Here is a 22,220-nt window from a genome sequence, read left to right on the forward strand (position 1 = left end):
CCACGCCTTGTGCGTCGCCCGCGCGCATCTCTCGCGGGGGAGGAATCGCCCCCAATCAGGCGAGGCGGGCTCAGGTCCCCAGCGTGCCGAGGTACAGGCCGATGACCTTGGGGTCGTTGAGCAGCTCACGGCCGGTGCCCGTGTAGGCGTCGCGGCCCTGGTCGAGGACGTAGCCCCGGTCGCAGATCTGCAGACAGCGTCGGGCGTTCTGCTCGACCATGATCGTCGTCACGCCGGCCTTGTTGATCTCCGACACCCGCAGGAAAGCCTCGTCCTGGCGCGACGGCGACAGGCCCGCGGAGGGCTCGTCGAGCAGCAGCACGTAGGGATCCATCATCAGCGCGCGCCCCATCGCGACCATCTGGCGCTCGCCGCCCGACAGCGATCCGGCCCGCTGCTGCAGGCGCTTGGCGAGGTCGGGGAAGATGGATGTCACGAAGTCGGTGCGCTCCGCGACGACCTTCGGTCGCTGATACGCCCCCATCTGCAGGTTCTCCGCGATCGTCAGGCTCGGGAAGACGTTGTTCGTCTGCGGCACGAAGCCGACGCCCTTCGACACGAGCTTGTTGGCACGCAGCCCGGTGATCTCCTCGCCGTTCAGCTTCACCGAGCCGGAGCGCACCTTCACCTGCCCGAAGATGGCCTTGAGCATCGTGGACTTGCCGGCGCCGTTGGGGCCGATGATCCCGACGAGCTCGCCGGGAGCCGCGGTGAGGTTCGCGCCGTTGAGGATGTTCACCCCGGGCAGATAGCCAGCGTGCACATCCGACAGCTCGACGACGTTCTCGGTCACTTGCGGTCCCCATCCTTCTCGGCATCCACGGCGCCTGCCGCATCCGTCGTGCCCGCGGCATCCGTCGTCGGCGCCTCGTCGATCGCCTGGTCGAGCTCGTGAACCGTCTCGACGAGCTCTTCCGCCTCGGGCGGCAGTTCGCCGGCGTGCCGGCCCGTCACGACGCCGAGGTCGACGTCCTGGTGTGCGCCGAGGTAGGCGTCGATCACCGCGGGGTTCTGCATCACGGTGTCGGGCGGGCCCTCGGCGACGACGCGTCCTTCGGCCATCACGACGACCCAGTCGGCGATGTGACGCACCATGTGCATGTCGTGCTCGACGAACACGACGGTCATGCCGAGGTCCTTCAGGTCGAGGATGTGGTCGAGCAGCGACTGCGTCAACGCGGGGTTCACCCCGGCCATGGGCTCGTCGAGCATGACGAGCACGGGGTCGCTCATGAGAGCGCGGGCCATCTCGAGGAGCTTGCGCTGTCCGCCCGAGAGCGACGCGGCGAAGTCCTTCTCCTTGGCGTCGAGCTTGAAGCGGGCGAGCAGGCCGCGCGCCTTCTCCTCGATCTCGGCCTCCTGCTTGCGCCAGAGGAAGGGCAGGATGCCGGCGAGGATCCCCTCGCCCTTCTGCTTCGGAGCGCCGAGCTTCATGTTCTCGAGCACCGTGAGCAGGCCGAGCGACTTCGTCAGCTGGAACGTGCGCACCTGACCCATGCGAGCGGCCTTGAAGGCGGGGATGCCGGCGAGGTTGGTCCCATCGAACGACCACGACCCCGCGTTGGGCTTGTCGAAGCCGGTCAGCAGGTTGAACAGGGTCGTCTTGCCGGCGCCGTTCGGGCCGATGAGGGCCGTGATCGCGCCGCGCGGGATCTCGAGGTGCTCGACGTCGACGGCGGTCAGGCCGCCGAAGACGCGCTTGACGCCGTCGGCGACGATGATCGGGTCGTTCTTCGCGACGCCGGGGCGGACCTCGCCGCTGCCGTCGTCTTTGTGCAGGCCGGTCGCCTTGGGGCGCGGCGTCGGGGGTACGACATCAGCGGACAAAGGTCAGCTCCTTCTTGCTTCCGAGGATGCCCTGCGGGCGGAAGATCACCAGCAGCATGAGCGCGACGCCGACCAGCACGAACACGAGCATCTGGCTCTGCTCGGTGGTCAGGAACGGCAGCCAGCCGATGTTGACGAGGGCCGGCAGCAGGTTCGACAGGAACGCGCGCACCACCCAGAACAGCACGGCGCCGAGCACCGGGCCGAAGATGGTGGCCGCGCCGCCGAGCAGCAGCGCCGTCCAGACGTAGAACGTCTGCGAGGTGACGTAGACGTTCGGGTTGACGTTGGTGCCCATGGCGGTGACGATGCCGCCGGCCGCGATAATGACACCGCCGACGATGAGCGCCTGCATCTTGAAGGCGAAGACGTTCTTGCCGAGCGAGCGCACGGCGTCCTCGTCCTCGCGGATGCCGCGGATGACGCGCCCCCAGGGGCTGCTCATGAGCAGCCAGACGAGGGCGACGACGATCGCGATCGTGATCAGACCGACGATGATGACCCACCACTGGTCGGACTGGTACGTCCACGGCCCGAAGCCCCACCGTCCGGGCGGAAGCGGGTTGCTGGCGCGGAACCCGGCCTGGAAGCCCGAGAGGCCGTCGGCCGATCCCGTCTGGTTGCGGAACGCCGACGTGAGGAAGAGCAGGCGCAGCACCTCGGCGGCCGCGATCGTCACGATGGCGAGGTAATCGCCGCGCAGCCGCAGGGTCGGGATGCCCATCACGAGCGCGAAGACCACGGCGGCGATGAGACCGATGAGCGCCGCCACCGGCCAGGCGAGGCCGAAGGTGAGGATCGAGATCGCGAACCCGTAGGCGCCGATCGCCATGAAGCCCGCGACGCCCATGTTGAGCAGGCCCGCGAAGCCGAAGTGAACCGACAGGCCGATGGCGGCGAGGATGTACCCGAGGGTCGCCGGGGCGAGGATCTGCGCCGCGGTGTTGCTGAGGATCTGAAGGAAGTTCACGATGCCTATCCGATTCGCTCTCGGCGCCCGAGGAGACCCTGCGGGCGGAACAGCAGGATGACGATCAGCACGACCAGCGCGCCGACGTACTTGAGGTCGGAGGGGATCCACAGCGTCGAGACCTCGACGAGGAGCCCCACGATGATGGCGCCCACGAGCGCACCGAACGCGGTTCCGAGGCCGCCGAGCGTGACGGCGGCGAAGATGAGCAGCAGGATGCTGGTGCCCATGTCCCACTTGATGCCCGGACGGAAGTAGGCCCACAGCACACCCGACAGGCCGGCGAGCGCCGCGGCGACGACCCACACGACCCGGACCACCGCATCGACGTCGATGCCGCTGGCGGCGGCGAGCGAGGGGTTGTCCGACACGGCCCGCGTGGCGCGGCCGATGCGCGTGCGCATGAGCCACCACGCGAAGCCGGCGATGACCACGAGCGAGACGCCCATGCTGATCACGTCGGTGAGGGTGAGGCGGATGGGGCCGAGCCCGGGGATGACCGAGGTCGAGCCGCCGGGGAGCTGGGCCGTCCCGCCGCCGACGAACATCTGGAAGATGTAGCGCAGCGCGAGCGAGAGACCGATCGAGACGATCATGAGCTGCACGGTGCCGAGGCCGCGGCGTCGCAGCGGCCGCCAGAGGCCGGCATCCATCGTCAGGCCGAACAGCGCCGAGACGGCGACCGCCAACGGGATCGCGATCCAGATCGGCAGGCTGAACCCGGCCGAGAAGAGCAGCGCGGCGAGCGCTCCGAAGGTGACCATCTCGCCGTGCGCGAAGTTCGACAGGCCCGTCGTGCCGAACACGAGCGAGAGGCCGATCGCGGCGAGGGCCAGCATGAGGCCGAAGTTCAGGCCGTTGACGGCGCGGGAGAGCAGCTGATCGACGAAGCTCGTCGTCTGCCGCTCGGCCGCCTCGAGCGTGAAGTTGCGCGTGATCGTGCTGGTCGCGCCGAACTCCACCTCGAGCGTCGACTCGAAGCCCTCCGGGACGGTCACCCCCGAGGGGAGGCTGTCCTCGACGAGTTCGACGGTGTACGCGACATCCTTCGTCGGAACGCCGATCGAGAAGCTGCCTCTCTCGTTCGTCTCGCCTTCGGCTTCGAAGTCGCCGCCGGTCACGACGATGGTGGCACCCTCGACGGGTTCACCACCGGTGCGGACGTTGCCCGCGATCGTGAAGGGCAACGACTCGACGTCGTCTCCTGCGGCCATGGCGGGGGAGGCGATGCCCAGGAACGCCACGACGGCCAGGAGGCCGGCGATCAACGTCGAGAACATGCGCCTCGGGCGACGAGCAGCGCGCGTCATCGAAGTGATCGCCACTGGCACCTCCTGAGATAAGTGGACGAACGCCGAGAGGTACCGGTTCTGCTGGTGGCTTCGGCGACACCTGAACGTATGCGCTGATTGTTGCTTGCGTGTTTCCGGTGCGCAACAACGAATGCGGTGTGTCGTTTCGCGGATCTCGAGCGAGGGAATGCCGCGCGGCGCCCGGCGCTTAGAATCGTTGAGACTTCCAAGGAGTGCGCATGAGCGACTACAACGACCCGTTCGGATTCGTCGGCCTCACCTACGACGACGTCCTGCTCCTGCCGGGGCACACCGACGTCATCCCGTCCGAGGCCGATACGTCGTCGCGCGTGACGCGGCGCATCACCGTGGCCACCCCGCTGCTGTCGGCCGCGATGGACACCGTCACCGAGGCGCGCCTCGCGATCGCGATCGCGCGTGAGGGCGGCATCGGCATCATCCACCGCAACCTCTCCATCGAGGAGCAGGCGGCGATGGTCGACCGGGTCAAGCGCAGCGAGTCGGGCATGATCACCGACCCGATCACGACGACCCCCGACGCGACGATCGAAGAGGTCGACGCGCTCTGCGGGCAGTACCGCATCTCGGGCCTGCCGGTCGTCGACGACGAGGGGCACCTGCTCGGCATCGTCACGAACCGCGACATGCGCTTCGTCTCGGGCTTCGAGCGGCAGACCACCAAGGTGCGCGACGTCATGACGAGCGAGAACCTCGTCACCGGTCGCGTCGGCATCGGGGCGAACGAGGTCATCGCACTCTTCGCCCACCACCGCGTCGAGAAGCTCCCCCTCCTCGACGAGGAGGGCAAGCTCGCCGGTCTCATCACGATCAAGGACTTCGACAAGAGCGAGAAGTACCCCCTCGCGACGAAGGACGACCAGGGGCGCCTGCGCGTCGGCGCGGCCATCGGCTTCTTCGGTGACGCGTGGCAGCGGGCCGAGGCTCTCCGCGACGCCGGCGTCGACGTGATCGTCGTCGACACCGCGAACGGGCAGTCCGCGGGCGTCATCGACATGGTCAAGCGCCTGAAGGCGGATGCATCCTTCGAGCACATCGACGTCATCGGCGGCAACGTCGCGACCCGCGAGGGTGCGCAGGCGCTCATCGACGCGGGTGTGGATGCCGTCAAGGTCGGCGTCGGTCCGGGCTCGATCTGCACCACGCGCGTCGTCGCGGGTGTCGGCGTGCCCCAGGTCACCGCGATCTACGAAGCGTCGCTGGCCGCGCGCGAAGCCGGCATCCCGATCATCGCCGACGGCGGTCTGCAGTACTCGGGCGACATCGCCAAGGCCCTCGTCGCCGGCGCCGACTCGGTCATGCTCGGGTCGCTGCTCGCCGGAACCGACGAGTCGCCGGGCGAGATCGTCTTCCAGGGCGGCAAGCAGTTCAAGCAGTACCGCGGCATGGGGTCGCTCGGCGCGCTGCAGACCCGCGGCAAGAAGACCTCGTACTCCAAGGACCGGTACTTCCAGGCCGACGTCCCGAGCGACGACAAGCTCATCCCCGAGGGCATCGAGGGTCAGGTCGCCTACCGCGGCCCCGTGTCGGCCGTGGCCTACCAGCTCATCGGCGGCCTGCGTCAGTCCATGTTCTACGTGGGCGCGCGCACCGTCGAAGAGTTGAAGGCTCGCGGCAAGTTCGTGCGCATCACCTCGGCCGGGCTCAAGGAGTCGCACCCCCACGACGTCCAGATCGTGGTGGAGGCCCCGAACTACAAGCGCTGATTCGCGCACGCCTGCGCGCGAAGCTCGGAGATTCTGACGAAGGTCGGATCGATCGCTCCAGATCGTCCGACCTTCGTCGCATTCTCCGAGGCGCGACCGGTATGGGTCCTCCTCCCCAGGGCGAGAGGGCTGAGGGGTTTCCCCAGAACCGGGGAGGGATGCCGCGGGGCCGCGGCGCCGCACAAGGATGACGGGATGCCTCGCCGTTCCACAGCATCCGATGTCACCCGATGGGTCGAGGGCGCCGGTGGCATCGCGCACCGCAGTGAGGTGCTCGCCGCGGGGTTCTCCGTGCGGTTGATCCGCGACGCGGTCGCTTCGGGCGGCTTGCGGATGGTTCGCCGCGCCTGGTGCGTTTCTGCAGGGGCACCGGGAGACCTCCGTGCGGCGGCATCCGCCGGCGGAAGACTGACCTGCGTCTCGCTCGCGCGGCGGCGCGGGTGGTGGGTGCCCGACGATATCTCGTCGAAGCATCACGTGCACCTTGTGCCGCACGCGTCGTCCGCGGGGATCGACGCCGACATCATGGTGCATTGGACCCGCCCGCTCTGCCCGGTGGCGCGGACTGATCTGCAAGCCGGCATCGAGGATGCGCTTGGCCACATCGCCCAGTGCCTGCCGCGGGAGGACGCGCTCGTGGTGTGGGAGTCGGCCGCCCGCACCGAGGCTCTCGCGCCCGAGACCCTCCGGGCTGTGCCGTGGCCGGCGGTCGCGGCGCGCGAGCTCGCCGGCGCGGTCACGGGGTTGTCTGACTCCGGCCTCGAAACCTTGGTCTTCGCGCCGCTGCGTGCACGCGGGATCTCTGTCGTGCAGCAGGCGAAGGTCGCCGGTCGATTCGTCGACGGCCTCATTGGCGACGCGCTGGTCGTTCAGGTCGACGGATTCGCGTTCCACGCCTCGAGTGCGCAGCGCACCGCAGACGTCGCCCACGACACCGAGCTGCGGCTGCGCGGCTACACGGTGCTGCGCTTCACCTACCGGCAGGTCGTGCATGAGCGGGCCGCCGTCCAGCGCACCCTCCAGCGTGCCCTCGCCCAACGGCTCCACCTGCGGCAGTAAGTGGGCTTGCGCGGGGACCGCCCGTGAACTTCGGACAGTTTCGTCGGTATCGGAGCGATCGAGCCGATCGGTCCGAGTTTCGCGTCATTCTCCGAACTTCGCGCAGCCCGCCCGCCCGCCCCGGACTCACCCCGCCGGCAGCCGGAAGGGCGCGGCTGCGCGCGCCGTCGCATCCAGCGCGAGGTCGGCCAGAGTGGCGCCGACACCGGGCGCGAACTTGAAGCCGTGGCCCGAGAATCCCGCGCCCACCACCACCGAGCCGACGCGATCCAGCACGAAGGCGCTGTCGTCGGTCGAGGTGTAGGTGCACGACAGGTGCACGGCGGATTCGTGGTCGAGCCCCGGCATCCATTCCCGCACGTACTCGACGAGCGTCTCGTGGTGCGTCACCCGGTGCGGGCGCGCATCGGGATCGACGACGTCCCCGACGCGGTGGAACCCGACCTTGACCCCTTCGTCCGGCGTCGGCATCCCGTACACCGGTGCCGGGTAGCGCGCGGGGTCGAGCCGATGGTTGAACGAGGGCCAGGGACCGGTCGTCGAAGCGAAATGCGCCGGGGTCTCCTCCGTGACCGTGAGGCGGGGCAAGCGGATGCCGGGCAGCAGGCCCTCGGTCCAAGCGCCGACCGTCGCGACGACGACATCCGCGTCGACCTCGCCGCCGCTCGCCAGCCGCACCCGCGCGCCGCGCTCGCCGAGATCCTCGATGCCGGCGACAGGCGCGCCCCAGCGCACTTCGCCGCCGCCGCCCTGCACGCGGCGCTCCAGCTCGAGCATCGCCGCCGACGCCCGCGCCACGCCGGCGTCCGACGAGTACAGGACGTCGGTCTCGAATCGCATCCCCGGCCACCGCGCGCCCGCCTCCACAGCAGACAGCATCTCCGCGGGGATGCCGCGCGCGCCGAGGCTCCGCGCGATCGTCTCGAGCCCGTCGCCGTCGTCGGCGCCGCCGCCGAGGTCGCTGCCGACGCCGTGCGTCACCAGCCCGTGCCGTCGCAGCAGCGGCTCCCCGTCGACCTCGCCGAGAGCGTCCCACCCGTCGCGGGCCCGCTGCAGCAGATCGAGGTAGTGCGCGTCGGCGTAGGCGTTGTTGAAGTTGCGGGTCGCGCCGTGCGACGCGCCGTGGGTGTGCCCCCGCCCGAAGCGCTCGAGGACGAGGGGGCGCTCACCCCGGCGGACGAGGGCCCACGCGGTGGCGAGGCCCATGATGCCCGCGCCGACGATCACGATGCGTGTCATGCCGCCAGCATCCCACTCGCCGCGGTCCGGGCGCGCGCACGAGCGCGCCCCGGCGTGCGATAGCCTGGTCGGCTCCGCAGTGGAGCGGAAAGGCCCGGTCCACGATGGGATCGCTCGACATACAGGGTGTCTCGTACACCCTCCCCGACGGCAGGCCGCTGCTCGACGAGGTCACGTTCCGCGTCGGCGCGGGTTCGACGACCGCGCTGATCGGGCAGAACGGCGCGGGAAAGACGACGCTGCTGCGCATCATCCGAGGGGATGCCGCGGCCCACGGCGGTGTCGTCCAGATCGACGGCGGCCTCGGGGTCATGGACCAGTTCGTGGGGCACGGCGGCGCCGGTGAGACCGTCCACGACCTGCTGATCTCGGTCGCGCCCGATCGCGTCCGTCGTGCGGCCCGTGAGCTGGATGACGCCGAGAACGCCGTCATCGCGTCCGACGAGCTCGACACCCAGATGCGCTACGCCGCCGCGATCGCCGACTACGCCGACGCGGGCGGCTACGAGTACGAGACGGTGTGGGACACCTGCACGACGGCGGCCCTCGGTGTGCCGTTCGAGCGGGCGCGCTACCGCGAGCTGACGACGCTCTCGGGCGGCGAGCAGAAGCGGCTCGCTCTCGAGGCACTGCTCCGCGGGCCCGACGAGGTGCTGCTCCTCGACGAGCCCGACAACTATCTCGACGTCCCGGGCAAGCGCTGGCTCGAGGACCGCCTGCGCGAGACGGCGAAGACGGTCCTGCTCGTTTCGCACGACCGCGAGCTGCTCGCCCGTGCCGCCGACCGCATCGTCACTCTCGAGGCCGGGGGAGCGGGCAGCACCGCCTGGGTCCACGGCGGGAGCTTCGAGACCTATCACCGCGCCCGCGACGACCGGATGGCCCGGCTCGACGAACTGCGCCGCCGGTGGGACGAGGAGCACGCGAAGCTGAAGAGATTCGTCGCCGATATGAAGGCGAAGGCCGCGGCCAGCGACGAGTTCGCGTCGCGATACCGCGCGGCGCAGACGCGGCTGCGCCGGTTCGAGGAGGCCGGGCCGCCCGAGGAGCGGCCGGCCGAGCAGAACCTCGAGCTGCGCCTGCGCGGCTCGCGCACCGGCAAGCGCGCGGTCGTCGCCGACGGGCTGGAACTCGTCGGCCTCATGCGGCCGTTCGACCTGGAGGTCTGGTTCGGCGACCGTGTCGCGGTGCTGGGCTCCAACGGCTCGGGCAAGTCGCACTTCCTGCGTCTCCTCGCCGCGGGCGGCACGGAGCCCGACGCCCTGCTCGGACACGTCACCGCCGTCGGCTCCGCCCTCGAGCCGGTCGAGCACGCGGGGACCGTGACGCTCGGCGCGCGGGTCGTCCCGGGCTGGTTCGCCCAGACCCACCGGCATCCGGAGTTCACCGGCCGCACGCTGCTCGAGATCCTGCATCGGGGCGACGATCGCCGAGCCGGGATGCCGCGGGATGCCGCGAGCTCGGCGCTCGACCGCTATGGGCTCGTCCGCCAGGCGGAGCAGAGCTTCGACAGCCTGTCGGGTGGTCAGCAGGCGCGGTTCCAGGTGCTGCTGCTCGAGCTGTCGGGTGCGACGCTGCTGCTGCTCGACGAGCCCACCGACAACCTCGACCTCACGTCGGCCGAGGCGCTCGAGCTCGCGCTCACCGCTTTCGAGGGCACGGTGCTCGCGGTGACCCACGACCGTTGGTTCGCTCGTTCGTTCGACCGCTTCGTCGTCTTCGGCGGCGACGGACGCGTCTACGAGTCGAATGAGCCCGTCTGGGACGAGCAGCGGGTCGCGCGCGCCCGTTGAGCGGACGGCCGGTCCGGCGGTCGTGTCCGGACCGGCCGGTAGGCTGGAGGAGTGACCATGGAGATCGAGCTCGGCCGCGCCAAGCGCGCCCGTCGGGCCTACGCGTTCGACGACATCGCTGTGGTGCCCTCGCGGCGCACCCGCAACACCGAGGACGTGTCGACCGCGTGGTCGATCGACGCCTTCCAGTTCTCGATCCCGGTGCTCGGCGCCCCGATGGACTCGGTCATGAGCCCTCGGACGGCCATCATGCTCGGTCAGCTCGGCGGACTCGGCGTGCTCGATCTCGAAGGGCTCTGGACGCGGTACGACGACCCCGAGCCGCTGCTCGCCGAGATCGCGGGGCTGCCCGACGCGTCGGCGACCCGACGCATGCAAGAGCTCTACGCCGAGCCGATCAAGCCCGAGCTCGTGCGCGACCGTCTGGCCGAGATCCGCGCGGCCGGCGTCACCGTCGCCGGCTCGCTGACCCCGCAGCGCACGCAAGAGCTGTACGAGACCGTCGTCGCCGCCGGCGTCGACCTGTTCGTCATCCGCGGCACCACGGTGTCGGCCGAGCACGTCTCGAGCGTCGACGAGCCGCTGAACCTCAAGAAGTTCATCTACGACCTCGACGTCCCGGTGATCGTCGGCGGCGCCGCGACCTACACCGCGGCCCTGCACCTCATGCGCACCGGTGCCGCGGGCGTGCTCGTGGGCTTCGGCGGCGGTGCCGCCTCGACCACGCGCGCGACGCTGGGCCTCCACGCTCCCATGGCCACGGCGGTCGCCGATGTCGCCGGGGCCCGCCGTGACTACCTCGACGAGTCGGGCGGACGGTACGTCCACGTCATCGCCGACGGCGGCGTCGGCACGTCCGGCGACATCGTGAAGGCGCTCGCCATGGGCGCCGACGCGGTCATGCTCGGCGTCGCCCTGGCGCGCGCGACGGATGCCCCCGGCCAGGGGTTCCACTGGGGACCCGAGGCCCACCACGCTCAGCTCCCGCGCGGCCGCCGCGTCGCCGTCGAGCAGGTCGGCTCGCTCGAAGAGGTGCTCTACGGCCCGGCACCGGTGGCCGACGGCACCGCGAACCTCATCGGCGCGCTGAAGAAGTCGATGGCGACGACCGGCTACTCCGATCTGAAGGAGTTCCAGCGCGTGGAGGTCGTGGTGGCGCCGTACAGCGTGCGGTGACATGAGCTCGACCGACTCGGTTCCGCCACAGGCGTCGACGGCGGCCTTCGCGCCGACGTTGCGCGAGGTCATGCTGCGCCCGTGGTGGCTGGGCATGCTCGCGTTCGCCCTGCTCGTGGCGGCGGTCTTCGCGTGGCTCGGCCAATGGCAGCTCTCGCGCGCCGTCGACACGTCGCCCCCGCCGCCGGGTCAGACCGAGCAGGTGCGCCCGCTCGCCGACGTCGCCGAACCCGGGGAGTATCTCCCCGAGCCCCTCGTCGGTCAGCGGGTAGAGGTGAGCGGCTCGTTCGTCGCCGACGACTTCGACGTCGTGTCGTCGCGATTCGACCGAGGCGAAGAGGGGTACTGGGTCACGGGGCAGTTGCGGGTCGATCCCGAGTCCGCGCGATCGTCGGAGCCGACCTCGCTCGCCGTCGCGGTGGGATGGACCTCGGATCGGACCGAGGCGGATGCCGTTGCGGCAGCCCTCGACGCCGATCCGCCGCAGGATGTCGTGCTCACGGGGCGAATCATCTCCGACGAGGGGCCTGCTCTGCCCGGACGCGGAGCCGGTCCGCAGGAGATGACGCGGATGTCGCCGGCGGCTCTCCTCAGCCGCTGGCACGACACCGCCGGGCTCGACGTCTACCGCGGCTACCTCACCTCCGCGGAATCCTTCGGGGGACTCACCGCGATCCACTCGCCGGCACCCGAAGAGCGGTCGAACGTCAACTGGCTCAACATCTTCTACGCCGTGGAGTGGGCGGTCTTCGCGGGCTTCGCGTTCTACATGTGGTACCGCCTCGCCAAGGACGCGTGGGAGAAGGAGCTCGAGGACCTCGAGGACGAGCACGAGGGCGCCGACGTCCCCGCAGCGGGAAGCGCGCCGTCGGGCCGCGACTAGACTGGACGCCATGCCTCGCGCCCCGAAACTCGCCACGTTCCCGGCGATCCGGAACGCTCTGCGCTTCTACCAGATCTGTTCGGTGATCACGGGTGTCGGCCTGCTGCTCCTGCTCGCGGAGATGATCCTGAAGTACACCCCGATCCACACCGAGCTCTTCGCCGGCGGCTCGGGTGGGTTGCTCTGGTTCGCGCCGGTGATCGCGGGCGCCGACTGCGAGTGGTGGTCGCTGTTCCTGCCGCAGACGAACTCGTGCGAGATGCTCTCGACGGGCGACGGGTTCAACATCTCGCTCGCGATCCTCGTGGTGCACGGTTGGTTCTACGTCGTGTACCTGTTCTCGTGCTTCCGCGTGTGGAGTCTCATGCGCTGGTCGTTCCCCCGCTTCATCCTGCTCGCGCTCGGCGGCGTCGTGCCCGCCCTGTCGTTCTTCATGGAGGCCCGCGTCGCACGCGAGGTGAGGACGTACCTCGCCGAGCGCGAAGCCGCTGAGGCAGCCGCATCCATCCCCGCCACGGAAGGCACCCGATGACCACACAGACCGAAACGTCGCAGCGTCCTGTCCTCGTCGTCGACTTCGGCGCGCAGTACGCCCAGCTCATCGCCCGCCGCGTGCGTGAGGCGGGGGTGTACAGCGAGCTCGTCCCGCACACCGCGACGGCCGAGGAGATCGCAGCGAAGGAGCCGGTGGGCATCATCCTCTCCGGTGGCCCCTCATCGGTGTACGAGCCCGGTGCCCCGGCTCTCGATCCGGGCGTGTTCGATCTCGGCGTCCCGACGCTCGGCATCTGCTACGGCTTCCAGGTGATGGCCCAGACGCTCGGCGGCGAGGTCGCCAACACCGGACTCCGCGAGTACGGCGCGACCGACGCGACCATCGTGACGGAGGGCACGCTGCTCGAGGGGCAGCCCCCCGAGCAGAACGTGTGGATGAGCCACGGCGACCAGGTCTCGCGTGCGCCGGAGGGCTTCGAGGTGCTCGCCCGGACTGCGGCGACCCCGGTGGCAGCGTTCGCCAACGACGTGCGCAAGTTCTACGGCGTGCAGTGGCACCCCGAGGTGAAGCACTCCGACCACGGCCAGAACGTGCTCGAGAACTTCCTGCACAAGGCCGCGGGACTCCCGGCGGACTGGAACAGCGGCAACGTCATCGCCGAGCAGGTCGAGCGCATCCGCCAGCAGGTGGGCTCGGGCCGGGTGATCTCGGCGCTGTCGGGCGGTGTCGACTCAGCGGTGTCGACCGCGCTCGTGCACAAGGCGGTCGGCGACAAGCTGACCGCGATCTTCGTCGACCACGGGCTGCTCCGGAAGGGTGAGCGGGAACAGGTCGAGAACGACTACGTCGCGTCGACGGGAGTCCGGCTCATCACGGTCGATGCGCGCGAGCGTTTCCTCGAGGCCCTCGCCGGCGTCAGCGATCCGGAGCAGAAGCGCAAGATCATCGGCCGCGAGTTCATCCGCGCGTTCGAACAGGCCGAGCGCGACCTGATGGCCGAGGCGGCCGCCGACGGGGAGCCGATCCGCTTCCTCGTGCAGGGGACGCTGTACCCGGATGTCGTGGAGTCCGGCGGCGGTGCCGGCACGGCGAACATCAAGAGTCACCACAACGTCGGCGGATTGCCCGAAGACCTGCAGTTCGAGCTGATCGAGCCGCTGCGAACCCTGTTCAAGGACGAGGTCCGTGCCATCGGGCGCGAGCTGGGTCTGCCGGAGGCCATCGTCGGGCGCCAGCCGTTTCCGGGGCCCGGCCTCGGAATCCGCATCGTGGGCGAGGTCACCGCTGATCGTCTCGAGATCCTGCGTGACGCCGACGCCATCGCGCGCGCCGAGCTGACGAAGGCGGGGCTCGATGCCGAGATCTGGCAGTGCCCCGTCGTGCTGCTCGCCGATGTCCGATCGGTGGGCGTCCAGGGGGATGGCCGCACCTACGGTCACCCGATCGTCCTCCGTCCCGTCTCGAGCGAAGACGCCATGACCGCCGACTGGACGCGGCTGCCCTACGACGTGCTGTCGAAGATCTCGAACCGCATCACGAACGAGGTCCGCGAGGTCAACCGCGTGGTGCTCGATGTCACGTCGAAGCCCCCGGGGACGATCGAGTGGGAGTGAGCGCGCGAGCGACGCTCCACAGCGAGACGGCGGATGCCGCGGCCGAACAAGCCGCGGCATCCGCCGTTTTCCGCGTCATGGCGCGGATCGCGGGCCTCCCGAGGCCGCGCGACACGCCCGGGATGTCACGCCGCTTTGCCACGATGCCGGGAGCCGCGTAACTTATTACTTGTTCGCCCCACAGGGAAGAGCGAGAAGGCCGGAAGGCCTACGCCCCCTCAAGCGGAGAACAAATCCCATCCCAAACCTCTTGCGAGAACAAGGCGCTTGCGTCTAGGATGGAACTTCCACCCCGAACAGCAGTCCTCGACTGGCGCGGAACCTCGTTCCGACGGCAGATCGAAGCGCGTCGTCGGTGGGGTATGGTTGTGAAGTTGCCCTCTGGGCTGGCTGTGAGGTCAGTTGGGGGAGCGTCCGATCCTTGAGAACTCAACAGCGTGCACTTGTCAAATGCCAAATAACCTCGACTCCACTTCGGTGGGGTGAGATTCCTTTGGATCAAAGACCTTCCCTTCGGGGGAGGCAACGGATAGTCAGCAATGATTTATCTCTTTGGTCAGCATCAAACTCGCTGCTCCAGTCTTTTTCCGGCTGGTCGCAGCAAATTTTCTTTACGGAGAGTTTGATCCTGGCTCAGGATGAACGCTGGCGGCGTGCTTAACACATGCAAGTCGAACGGTGAAGCAGAGCTTGCTCTGTGGATCAGTGGCGAACGGGTGAGTAACACGTGAGCAATCTGCCCCTGACTCTGGGATAAGCGCTGGAAACGGCGTCTAATACCGGATACGAGCTGCGACCGCATGGTCAGTAGCTGGAAAGAATTTCGGTCAGGGATGAGCTCGCGGCCTATCAGCTTGTTGGTGAGGTAATGGCTCACCAAGGCGTCGACGGGTAGCCGGCCTGAGAGGGTGACCGGCCACACTGGGACTGAGACACGGCCCAGACTCCTACGGGAGGCAGCAGTGGGGAATATTGCACAATGGGCGAAAGCCTGATGCAGCAACGCCGCGTGAGGGATGACGGCCTTCGGGTTGTAAACCTCTTTTAGCAGGGAAGAAGCGAAAGTGACGGTACCTGCAGAAAAAGCGCCGGCTAACTACGTGCCAGCAGCCGCGGTAATACGTAGGGCGCAAGCGTTATCCGGAATTATTGGGCGTAAAGAGCTCGTAGGCGGTCTGTCGCGTCTGCTGTGAAAACCCGAGGCTCAACCTCGGGCCTGCAGTGGGTACGGGCAGACTAGAGTGCGGTAGGGGAGATTGGAATTCCTGGTGTAGCGGTGGAATGCGCAGATATCAGGAGGAACACCGATGGCGAAGGCAGATCTCTGGGCCGTAACTGACGCTGAGGAGCGAAAGGGTGGGGAGCAAACAGGCTTAGATACCCTGGTAGTCCACCCCGTAAACGTTGGGAACTAGTTGTGGGGTCCATTCCACGGATTCCGTGACGCAGCTAACGCATTAAGTTCCCCGCCTGGGGAGTACGGCCGCAAGGCTAAAACTCAAAGGAATTGACGGGGACCCGCACAAGCGGCGGAGCATGCGGATTAATTCGATGCAACGCGAAGAACCTTACCAAGGCTTGACATATAGAGGAAACGTCTGGAAACAGTCGCCCCGCAAGGTCTCTATACAGGTGGTGCATGGTTGTCGTCAGCTCGTGTCGTGAGATGTTGGGTTAAGTCCCGCAACGAGCGCAACCCTCGTTCTATGTTGCCAGCACGTAATGGTGGGAACTCATGGGATACTGCCGGGGTCAACTCGGAGGAAGGTGGGGATGACGTCAAATCATCATGCCCCTTATGTCTTGGGCTTCACGCATGCTACAATGGCCGGTACAAAGGGCTGCAATACCGTGAGGTGGAGCGAATCCCAAAAAGCCGGTCCCAGTTCGGATTGAGGTCTGCAACTCGACCTCATGAAGTCGGAGTCGCTAGTAATCGCAGATCAGCAACGCTGCGGTGAATACGTTCCCGGGTCTTGTACACACCGCCCGTCAAGTCATGAAAGTCGGTAACACCTGAAGCCGGTGGCCCAACCCTTGTGGAGGGAGCCGTCGAAGGTGGGATCGGTAATTAGGACTAAGTCGTAACAAGGTAGCCGTACCGGAAGGTGCGGCTGGATCACCTCCTTTCTAAGGAGCATCTGACTCTTCGGAGTCCAGAACCCAGTTCGAAGGCACATGTTCTTCGCTGGGAGCTCATGGGTGGAACATTTGACATGGTGCGAAGGATGAGGTTCTTCTCTAGTACGCCGCTTGCGGTGGGAACGGGGAGGGTTTCGGAGGTCGCACCTGCACGCTGTTGGGTCCTGAGGGACCGGATGAGAGTCCGCAACCTCTGGGCCTTTTCTTCATGCTGCTTGGGTGGCATGTGGGGAGGGTACCGCCCGTACTTTGAGAACTACACAGTGGACGCGAGCATCTTCGATGCGACACCTTCGGGTGTTGTGTCGTGAAGATGATCTTAAAGATCATTAGTCAATTTTTTGACGATTCAACTCATGTGATTTCAAGTCTTTAAGAGCAAACGGTGGATGCCTTGGCATCTGGAGCCGAAGAAGGACGTAGCAATCTGCGATAAGCCTCGGGGAGTGGATAAGCACACTGTGATCCGAGGGTGTCCGAATGGGGAAACCCCGCTGGGCGGCGTGCCGACCTAGTGACTCCCGCCTGAATATATAGGGCGGGTAGAGGGAACGTGGGGAAGTGAAACATCTCAGTACCCACAGGAAGAGAAAGCAACAGCGATTCCGTTAGTAGTGGCGAGCGAAACCGGATCAGGCTAAACCTTGCGTGTGTGATAGCCGGCAGGCGTTGCACGTTGGGGGTTGTGGGACTTTTCTGATCATTCTGCCGAGTGGTCGACGTTACAAGAAGGTATAGACGAACAGGTTTGAATGCCTGGTCATAGAGGGTGCGAACCCCGTAGTCGAAATGCTTCTCTTGGCGTGAAGAGTATCCCAAGTAGCACGGGGCCCGAGAAATCCCGTGTGAATCTGTCAGGACCACCTGATAAGCCTAAATACTCCCAGATGACCGATAGCGGACAAGTACCGTGAGGGAAAGGTGAAAAGTACCCCGGGAGGGGAGTGAAATAGTACCTGAAACCGTTTGCTTACAAACCGTTGGAGCCTCCTTAGTAGGGGTGACAGCGTGCCTTTTGAAGAATGAGCCTGCGAGTTAGCGATACGTGGCGAGGTTAACCCGTGTGGGGTAGCCGTAGCGAAAGCGAGTCTGAATAGGGCGATTCAGTCGCGTGTCCTAGACCCGAAGCGAAGTGATCTATCCATGGCCAGGTTGAAGCGACGGTAAGACGTCGTGGAGGACCGAACCCACTTAGGTTGAAAACTGAGGGGATGAGCTGTGGATAGGGGTGAAAGGCCAATCAAACTTCGTGATAGCTGGTTCTCTCCGAAATGCATTTAGGTGCAGCGTTGCGTGTTTCTTGCCGGAGGTAGAGCTACTGGATGGCCGATGGGCCCTACAAGGTTACTGACGTCAGCCAAACTCCGAATGCCGGTAAGTGAGAGCGCAGCAGTGAGACTGTGGGGGATAAGCTTCATAGTCGAGAGGGAAACAACCCAGACCACCAACTAAGGTCCCAAAGCGCGTGCTAAGTGGGAAAGGATGTGGAGTTGCTCTGACAACCAGGAGGTTGGCTTAGAAGCAGCCACCCTTGAAAGAGTGCGTAATAGCTCACTGGTCAAGTGATTCCGCGCCGACAATGTAACGGGGCTCAAGCACGCCACCGAAGTTGTGGCATTGACATTATTGGTAGGCCTTCGTGGTCCAGCCGTGTTGATGGGTAGGAGAGCGTCGTGTGCCGGGTGAAGCGGCGGGGTGACCCAGCCGTGGACGGCACACGAGTGAGAATGCAGGCATGAGTAGCGAAAGACGTGTGAGAAACACGTCCTCCGAAAGACCAAGGGTTCCAGGGTCAAGCTAATCTTCCCTGGGTAAGTCGGGACCTAAGGCGAGGCCGACAGGCGTAGTCGATGGACAACGGGTTGATATTCCCGTACCGGCGAAGAACCGCCCAAGCTAATCCAGTGGTGCTAAGAGTCCTAACCCGGGCTTAGTTGATCCCTTCGGGGTGAGACGGTCCGGTCTAACGCTCGACCCCATGCTGGTGCGGCTAGCGTATTAACAGGTGTGACGCAGGAAGGTAGCCCAACCCGGGCGATGGTTGTCCCGGGGCAAGTGCGTAGGCCGAGTCATAGGCAAATCCGTGACTCATCAAGGCTGAGACACGATGCGGATAAAAAGTGGGTGATCCTATGCTGCCGAGAAAAGCATCGACGCGAGGTTCTAGCTGCCCGTACCCCAAACCGACTCAGGTGGTCAGGTAGAGAATACCAAGGAGATCGAGAGAATCGTGGTTAAGGAACTCGGCAAAATGCCCCCGTAACTTCGGGAGAAGGGGGGCCTTCCACTTATTAGGATTTACTCCGAAAGGGTGTGGAGGCCGCAGAGACTAGTGGGTAGCGACTGTTTACTAAAAACACAGGTCCGTGCCAAGTCGCAAGACGATGTATACGGACTGACGCCTGCCCGGTGCTGGAAGGTTAAGAGGACCGGTTAGCCGCAAGGCGAAGCTGAGAATTTAAGCCCCAGTAAACGGCGGTGGTAACTATAACCATCCTAAGGTAGCGAAATTCCTTGTCGGGTAAGTTCCGACCTGCACGAATGGCGTAACGACTTCCCAACTGTCTCAACCGCGAACTCGGCGAAATTGCACTACGAGTAAAGATGCTCGTTACGCGCAGCAGGACGGAAAGACCCCGTGACCTTTACTACAGCTTGGTATTGGTGTTCGGTGTGGCTTGTGTAGGATAGGTGGGAGACTTTGAAGCGGTGACGCCAGTTACCGTGGAGTCATTGTTGAAATACCACTCTGGTCACTCTGGATATCTAACTTCGAACCGTAATCCGGTTCAGGGACAGTGCCTGGTGGGTAGTTTAACTGGGGCGGTTGCCTCCCAAAAAGTAACGGAGGCGCCCAAAGGTTCCCTCAACCTGGTTGGCAATCAGGTGGCGAGTGTAAGTGCACAAGGGAGCTTGACTGTGAGACTGACAGGTCGAGCAGGGACGAAAGTCGGGACTAGTGATCCGGCAGTGGCTTGTGGAAGCGCTGTCGCTCAACGGATAAAAGGTACCTCGGGGATAACAGGCTGATCTTGCCCAAGAGTCCATATCGACGGCATGGTTTGGCACCTCGATGTCGGCTCGTCGCATCCTGGGGCTGGAGTAGGTCCCAAGGGTTGGGCTGTTCGCCCATTAAAGCGGTACGCGAGCTGGGTTTAGAACGTCGTGAGACAGTTCGGTCCCTATCCGCTGCGCGCGTAGGAAATTTGAGAGGATCTGACCCTAGTACGAGAGGACCGGGTTGGACGAACCTCTGGTGTGCCAGTTGTTCCGCCAGGAGCACCGCTGGTTAGCTACGTTCGGGATGGATAACCGCTGAAAGCATCTAAGCGGGAAGCCGGCCTCAAGATGAGATTTCCATGCCTTCGGGCGAGAGGCTCCCAGCCAGACTACTGGGTTGATAGGCCGGATGTGGAAGCGTGGTAACACGTGAAGCTGACCGGTACTAATAAGCCGATGACTTGATAACACACCGTTTTTGGTGCTTGCGTCCACTGAGTGGTTCTCGATGTACGGTCGAGAACCGCATAACGAATTGATCGTTGTGCAGACTGAAACATCAATAGTGTTTCGGCGGCCATAGCGTGAGGGAAACGCCCGGTTACATTCCGAACCCGGAAGCTAAGCCTCACAGCGCCGATGGTACTGCAGGGGGGACCCTGTGGGAGAGTAGGACACCGCCGGACTTCTTTCGTGAAATGGCCACCCAATGTTGGGTGGCCTTTTCTCGTTTCCGGGACGAAAGGAACGTCGTGACTGAAGAAGACCGCCCGCGATCGGAGCGCAAGCCCCGTTACTCTGCTGCGGATTCCGGCGCACGGCGTCCGCGTCGCGACGGCGATGCTCGTCCGCCGCGTTCCAATGACGAGCGCCCGCGCCGGGAAGGCGATTCCCGTCCGCGTCGTGACGGCGATTCCCGCCCCCGTCGTGATGGTGACCGTCCGTCGTACCCGCGTCGCGATGGGGCGGGGGATGGTCGTCCCCGTCGTGACGGTGATTCGCGCCCCCGTCGTGATGGTGACTCGCGTCCGCGTCGTGACGGTGATTCGCGTCCGCGTCGCGATGGTGACTCCCGCCCGCGCCGCGACGGCGATCGTCCGTCGTACCCGCGCCGTGATGGTGACGCGCGCCCGCGGCGCGACGACCGCGACGGGGCACGTTCATCGCGTCCGCCGCAGGGGTCCGAGCGTCGCGACGTCCCGCGCGGCCCCGAGATCCCCGAGACCGTCACGGCTCGCGATCTGCCGGGCGCTGCGCGCAACGAACTGAAGACTCTGAGCAAAGAGAACGCGGAGCAGGTGGCCCGCCACCTCGCCATGGTCGCCCAGCTGATCGACGACGACCCCGCGCTCGCGCACGAGCACGCGCTCGCGGCTTCACGTCGCGCCGGACGCGTCGGGGTCGTGCGCGAGACCGTCGCCATCACCGCCTATGCGACGGGGGACTACGCCCTCGCCCTGCGGGAGCTCCGCACGTACCGACGGATCTCCGGCAGTGACGACCAGATCGCGATGATGGTCGACAGTGAGCGCGGTGTCGGTCGCCCCGACCGGGCGCTCGAGGTCGGTCGAGCGGTCGACCGGTCGACGCTTCCGATCGAGGTTCGCGTCGAGCTCGCGATCGCGATGTCGGGGGCACGGCTCGACCTCGGTGAGACCGAGCGCGCGCTGCAAGAGCTCGACATCCCCGAGCTCGACCCCGACCGTGCGTTCTCGTGGAGCCCCGCCCTGTTCGCCGCCCGGGCTGCCGTGCTCGAGGACCTCGGTCGCTCCGAGGAGGCCGCGCTCTGGCAGCGGCGCGCCCTCGTCGCCGAGGAAGCCCTCGGCGCGACTGATGCGGACCGTGAACTGATCGTGGTCGACGACATCGACGAGGACGCCGCGCTCGAAAGCGAGGCGCCGGCGGAAGGCAAGACCGAGGAGCGCGGCTGATGGGCCTGTTCTCCCGGGCACCGTCGACACCGCTCGACGGTGTGGATGCCGTCCTGGCCGATCTCGACGGTGTCGTCTATGCCGGTCCCGGCGCCCTGCCGCACGCGATCGAGAGCCTCAACCGCGCGGGGGAGACCCGCCGGCTCGGGTACATCACCAACAACGCGTCCCGGCGCGACTCGGTGGTCGCCGACCATCTGCGGGAACTCGGCCTGACGGCGACGCGCCCCGAGGACGTCATCACGAGCCCGCAGGCAGCGATGCGCCTCCTCCGCGAACGTGTTCCCGCCGGGGCGACGATCCTCGTCGTGGGCGGCGATGGACTGGTCCACGAACTCGAGAAGGCGGGCTACGTCCCCACCCGGTCTGCCGACGACGATCCGGCCGCCGTCGTGCAGGGATTCGCACCCGAGGTCGGCTGGGCGCAGCTTGCCGAAGCCGCCTATGCGCTGGCGACTCCGGAAGACGAGGGCGGCATCCCCTGGATCGCCACGAACACCGACTGGACCATTCCGCAGGCGCGGGGGATCGCGCCGGGGAACGGCACGCTGGTGTCCGCCGTGCACACGGCGGTCGGACGTCTCGCGACCGTCGCCGGCAAGCCCGAGCGACCCATCTTCGATGAGGCCGTCGCGCGTTTCGGCGCCTCCCAGCCGCTCTTCATCGGTGACCGACTCGACACCGACATCGCCGGGGCCCAGGCGGCCGGCATCCGGTCGGTGCTGGTGCTGACGGGTATCGATCGGCCCAAGCACGTGCTGGCGGCGCCCGCCAACTCGCGCCCGACTTACATCGTGAGCGACCTGCGCGAGCTCCACGAGCCCTACCCCGAGGTCAGGACGAAGGGCGACGTGACGACCGTCGGCAACGCGTCGGTGCGCATCGACGGCGCCGACATCGTCATCGTCTCGGCAGGCGACCGGCCGATCGATCTGGTCCGGGCGGGCGCGGCCGCGATCTGGGCGACGGGTCGCGCGATCTACGGATTCCGGGTTCCCGAGGCTCTCTACGCGGATCCCTTCCACCGTCCCTGACCCCGCGTATCGTGGGAGCC

General features: G+C 66.4%; 15 protein-coding genes and 3 rRNA genes. 13 read left to right on the forward strand and 5 right to left on the reverse strand.

The genetic code is table 11. The features are described from left to right. Positions 1 to 70: 70 nt before the first annotated feature. Genes ABIC53_RS00190 through ABIC53_RS00205 form a run of 4 tightly spaced genes read right to left on the reverse strand, consistent with a single transcriptional unit; the run spans position 71 to position 4,077 of the window. Positions 71 to 793 (reverse strand): ABC transporter ATP-binding protein, encoded by a 723-nt coding sequence (locus tag ABIC53_RS00190; RefSeq protein ID WP_091503903.1) that lies wholly within the window; start codon positions 791 to 793, stop codon positions 71 to 73. Then, positions 790 to 1,827: an ABC transporter ATP-binding protein gene (locus ABIC53_RS00195; RefSeq protein WP_114587620.1), complete on the reverse strand. Its 1,038-nt coding sequence runs from the start codon at positions 1,825 to 1,827 to the stop codon at positions 790 to 792. Before ABIC53_RS00195 ends, ABIC53_RS00190 begins: the two co-directional genes overlap by 4 nt. Beyond that, positions 1,817 to 2,797 carry a branched-chain amino acid ABC transporter permease gene (locus tag ABIC53_RS00200; RefSeq protein WP_269268837.1) on the reverse strand — a complete coding sequence of 327 codons (981 nt, stop codon included), beginning with the start codon at positions 2,795 to 2,797 and terminating at the stop codon, positions 1,817 to 1,819. Before ABIC53_RS00200 ends, ABIC53_RS00195 begins: the two co-directional genes overlap by 11 nt. Positions 2,798 to 2,802: 5 nt before the next feature. After that, positions 2,803 to 4,077: a branched-chain amino acid ABC transporter permease gene (locus ABIC53_RS00205; RefSeq protein WP_274179350.1), complete on the reverse strand. Its 1,275-nt coding sequence runs from the start codon at positions 4,075 to 4,077 to the stop codon at positions 2,803 to 2,805. Positions 4,078 to 4,328: 251 nt separating this feature from the next. Here ABIC53_RS00205 and guaB point away from each other — a divergent pair, with 251 nt between their 5' ends. Both guaB and ABIC53_RS00215 read left to right on the forward strand, forming a co-directional pair. Further along, positions 4,329 to 5,834, forward strand: a complete 1,506-nt coding sequence (gene guaB / locus ABIC53_RS00210) for an IMP dehydrogenase (protein ID WP_094261156.1) — start codon at positions 4,329 to 4,331, stop codon at positions 5,832 to 5,834. A gap of 195 nt (positions 5,835 to 6,029) precedes the next feature. After that, the gene (locus ABIC53_RS00215) at positions 6,030 to 6,893 is read left to right on the forward strand and encodes an endonuclease domain-containing protein (protein WP_354449941.1); all 864 of its coding nucleotides are present in this window, start codon (positions 6,030 to 6,032) and stop codon (positions 6,891 to 6,893) included. A 126-nt stretch (positions 6,894 to 7,019) separates the two neighbouring features. Here the strand turns inward: ABIC53_RS00215 and ABIC53_RS00220 are convergent, their stop codons facing one another. Continuing rightward, on the reverse strand, positions 7,020 to 8,132 hold the full coding sequence (locus ABIC53_RS00220; RefSeq protein WP_354449942.1) for an FAD-dependent oxidoreductase: 1,113 nt from the start codon (positions 8,130 to 8,132) through the stop codon (positions 7,020 to 7,022). Positions 8,133 to 8,236: 104 nt separating this feature from the next. Between ABIC53_RS00220 and ABIC53_RS00225 the strand changes: the two genes are divergently transcribed. The 11 genes from ABIC53_RS00225 to ABIC53_RS00275 all read left to right on the forward strand — a co-directional run bounded on the left by ABIC53_RS00225 (position 8,237) and on the right by ABIC53_RS00275 (position 22,200). Beyond that, on the forward strand, positions 8,237 to 9,925 hold the full coding sequence (locus tag ABIC53_RS00225) for an ABC-F family ATP-binding cassette domain-containing protein (RefSeq protein ID WP_274179347.1): 1,689 nt from the start codon (positions 8,237 to 8,239) through the stop codon (positions 9,923 to 9,925). A 57-nt stretch (positions 9,926 to 9,982) separates the two neighbouring features. Beyond that, entirely contained in the window at positions 9,983 to 11,101 is a 1,119-nt protein-coding gene (locus tag ABIC53_RS00230) for a GuaB3 family IMP dehydrogenase-related protein (RefSeq protein WP_112617902.1), read from the forward strand. A 1-nt stretch (position 11,102) separates the two neighbouring features. Then, on the forward strand, positions 11,103 to 11,984 hold the full coding sequence (locus tag ABIC53_RS00235) for an SURF1 family protein (protein WP_274179346.1): 882 nt from the start codon (positions 11,103 to 11,105) through the stop codon (positions 11,982 to 11,984). A gap of 10 nt (positions 11,985 to 11,994) precedes the next feature. Next, positions 11,995 to 12,516, forward strand: a complete 522-nt coding sequence (locus tag ABIC53_RS00240; RefSeq protein ID WP_112617903.1) for a DUF3817 domain-containing protein — start codon at positions 11,995 to 11,997, stop codon at positions 12,514 to 12,516. Further along, positions 12,513 to 14,093, forward strand: coding sequence for a glutamine-hydrolyzing GMP synthase (guaA, locus tag ABIC53_RS00245; protein ID WP_112617904.1), 1,581 nt, complete (start codon positions 12,513 to 12,515; stop codon positions 14,091 to 14,093). Before ABIC53_RS00240 ends, guaA begins: the two co-directional genes overlap by 4 nt. A gap of 610 nt (positions 14,094 to 14,703) precedes the next feature. Beyond that, a 16S ribosomal RNA gene (locus ABIC53_RS00250) occupies positions 14,704 to 16,223 on the forward strand. 374 nt (positions 16,224 to 16,597) lie between these two features. Further along, a 23S ribosomal RNA gene (locus ABIC53_RS00255) occupies positions 16,598 to 19,704 on the forward strand. A 100-nt stretch (positions 19,705 to 19,804) separates the two neighbouring features. Continuing rightward, positions 19,805 to 19,921, forward strand: a 5S ribosomal RNA gene (gene rrf, locus ABIC53_RS00260). Together the 16S, 23S and 5S rRNA genes form the textbook arrangement of a ribosomal RNA operon. A 175-nt stretch (positions 19,922 to 20,096) precedes the next feature. After that, positions 20,097 to 20,504, forward strand: a complete 408-nt coding sequence (locus ABIC53_RS00265) for a hypothetical protein (protein ID WP_354449943.1) — start codon at positions 20,097 to 20,099, stop codon at positions 20,502 to 20,504. A 29-nt stretch (positions 20,505 to 20,533) separates the two neighbouring features. Then, entirely contained in the window at positions 20,534 to 21,166 is a 633-nt protein-coding gene (locus tag ABIC53_RS00270; RefSeq protein WP_269268025.1) for a hypothetical protein, read from the forward strand. Then, positions 21,166 to 22,200: an HAD-IIA family hydrolase gene (locus tag ABIC53_RS00275; protein WP_274179021.1), complete on the forward strand. Its 1,035-nt coding sequence runs from the start codon at positions 21,166 to 21,168 to the stop codon at positions 22,198 to 22,200. Before ABIC53_RS00270 ends, ABIC53_RS00275 begins: the two co-directional genes overlap by 1 nt. The last annotated feature ends 20 nt before the right edge of the window (positions 22,201 to 22,220 follow it).

This window comes from Microbacterium sp. 1262 (assembly GCF_040544895.1).
Classification (GTDB): domain Bacteria; phylum Actinomycetota; class Actinomycetes; order Actinomycetales; family Microbacteriaceae; genus Microbacterium; species Microbacterium plantarum.

What these genes read in the sequence shown, in the direction of transcription:
- ABIC53_RS00205 (WP_274179350.1), bottom strand. Translation starts at nt 4,077, where the DNA reads ATGTTCTCGACGTTGATCGCCGGCCTCCTGGCCGTCGTGGCGTTCCTG.
- guaB (WP_094261156.1), top strand. Translation starts at nt 4,329, where the DNA reads ATGAGCGACTACAACGACCCGTTCGGATTCGTCGGCCTCACCTACGAC.
- ABIC53_RS00215 (WP_354449941.1), top strand. Translation starts at nt 6,030, where the DNA reads ATGCCTCGCCGTTCCACAGCATCCGATGTCACCCGATGGGTCGAGGGC.
- ABIC53_RS00220 (WP_354449942.1), bottom strand. Translation starts at nt 8,132, where the DNA reads ATGACACGCATCGTGATCGTCGGCGCGGGCATCATGGGCCTCGCCACC.
- ABIC53_RS00225 (WP_274179347.1), top strand. Translation starts at nt 8,237, where the DNA reads ATGGGATCGCTCGACATACAGGGTGTCTCGTACACCCTCCCCGACGGC.
- ABIC53_RS00230 (WP_112617902.1), top strand. Translation starts at nt 9,983, where the DNA reads ATGGAGATCGAGCTCGGCCGCGCCAAGCGCGCCCGTCGGGCCTACGCG.
- ABIC53_RS00235 (WP_274179346.1), top strand. Translation starts at nt 11,103, where the DNA reads ATGAGCTCGACCGACTCGGTTCCGCCACAGGCGTCGACGGCGGCCTTC.
- ABIC53_RS00240 (WP_112617903.1), top strand. Translation starts at nt 11,995, where the DNA reads ATGCCTCGCGCCCCGAAACTCGCCACGTTCCCGGCGATCCGGAACGCT.
- guaA (WP_112617904.1), top strand. Translation starts at nt 12,513, where the DNA reads ATGACCACACAGACCGAAACGTCGCAGCGTCCTGTCCTCGTCGTCGAC.
- ABIC53_RS00265 (WP_354449943.1), top strand. Translation starts at nt 20,097, where the DNA reads ATGACGAGCGCCCGCGCCGGGAAGGCGATTCCCGTCCGCGTCGTGACG.
- ABIC53_RS00275 (WP_274179021.1), top strand. Translation starts at nt 21,166, where the DNA reads ATGGGCCTGTTCTCCCGGGCACCGTCGACACCGCTCGACGGTGTGGAT.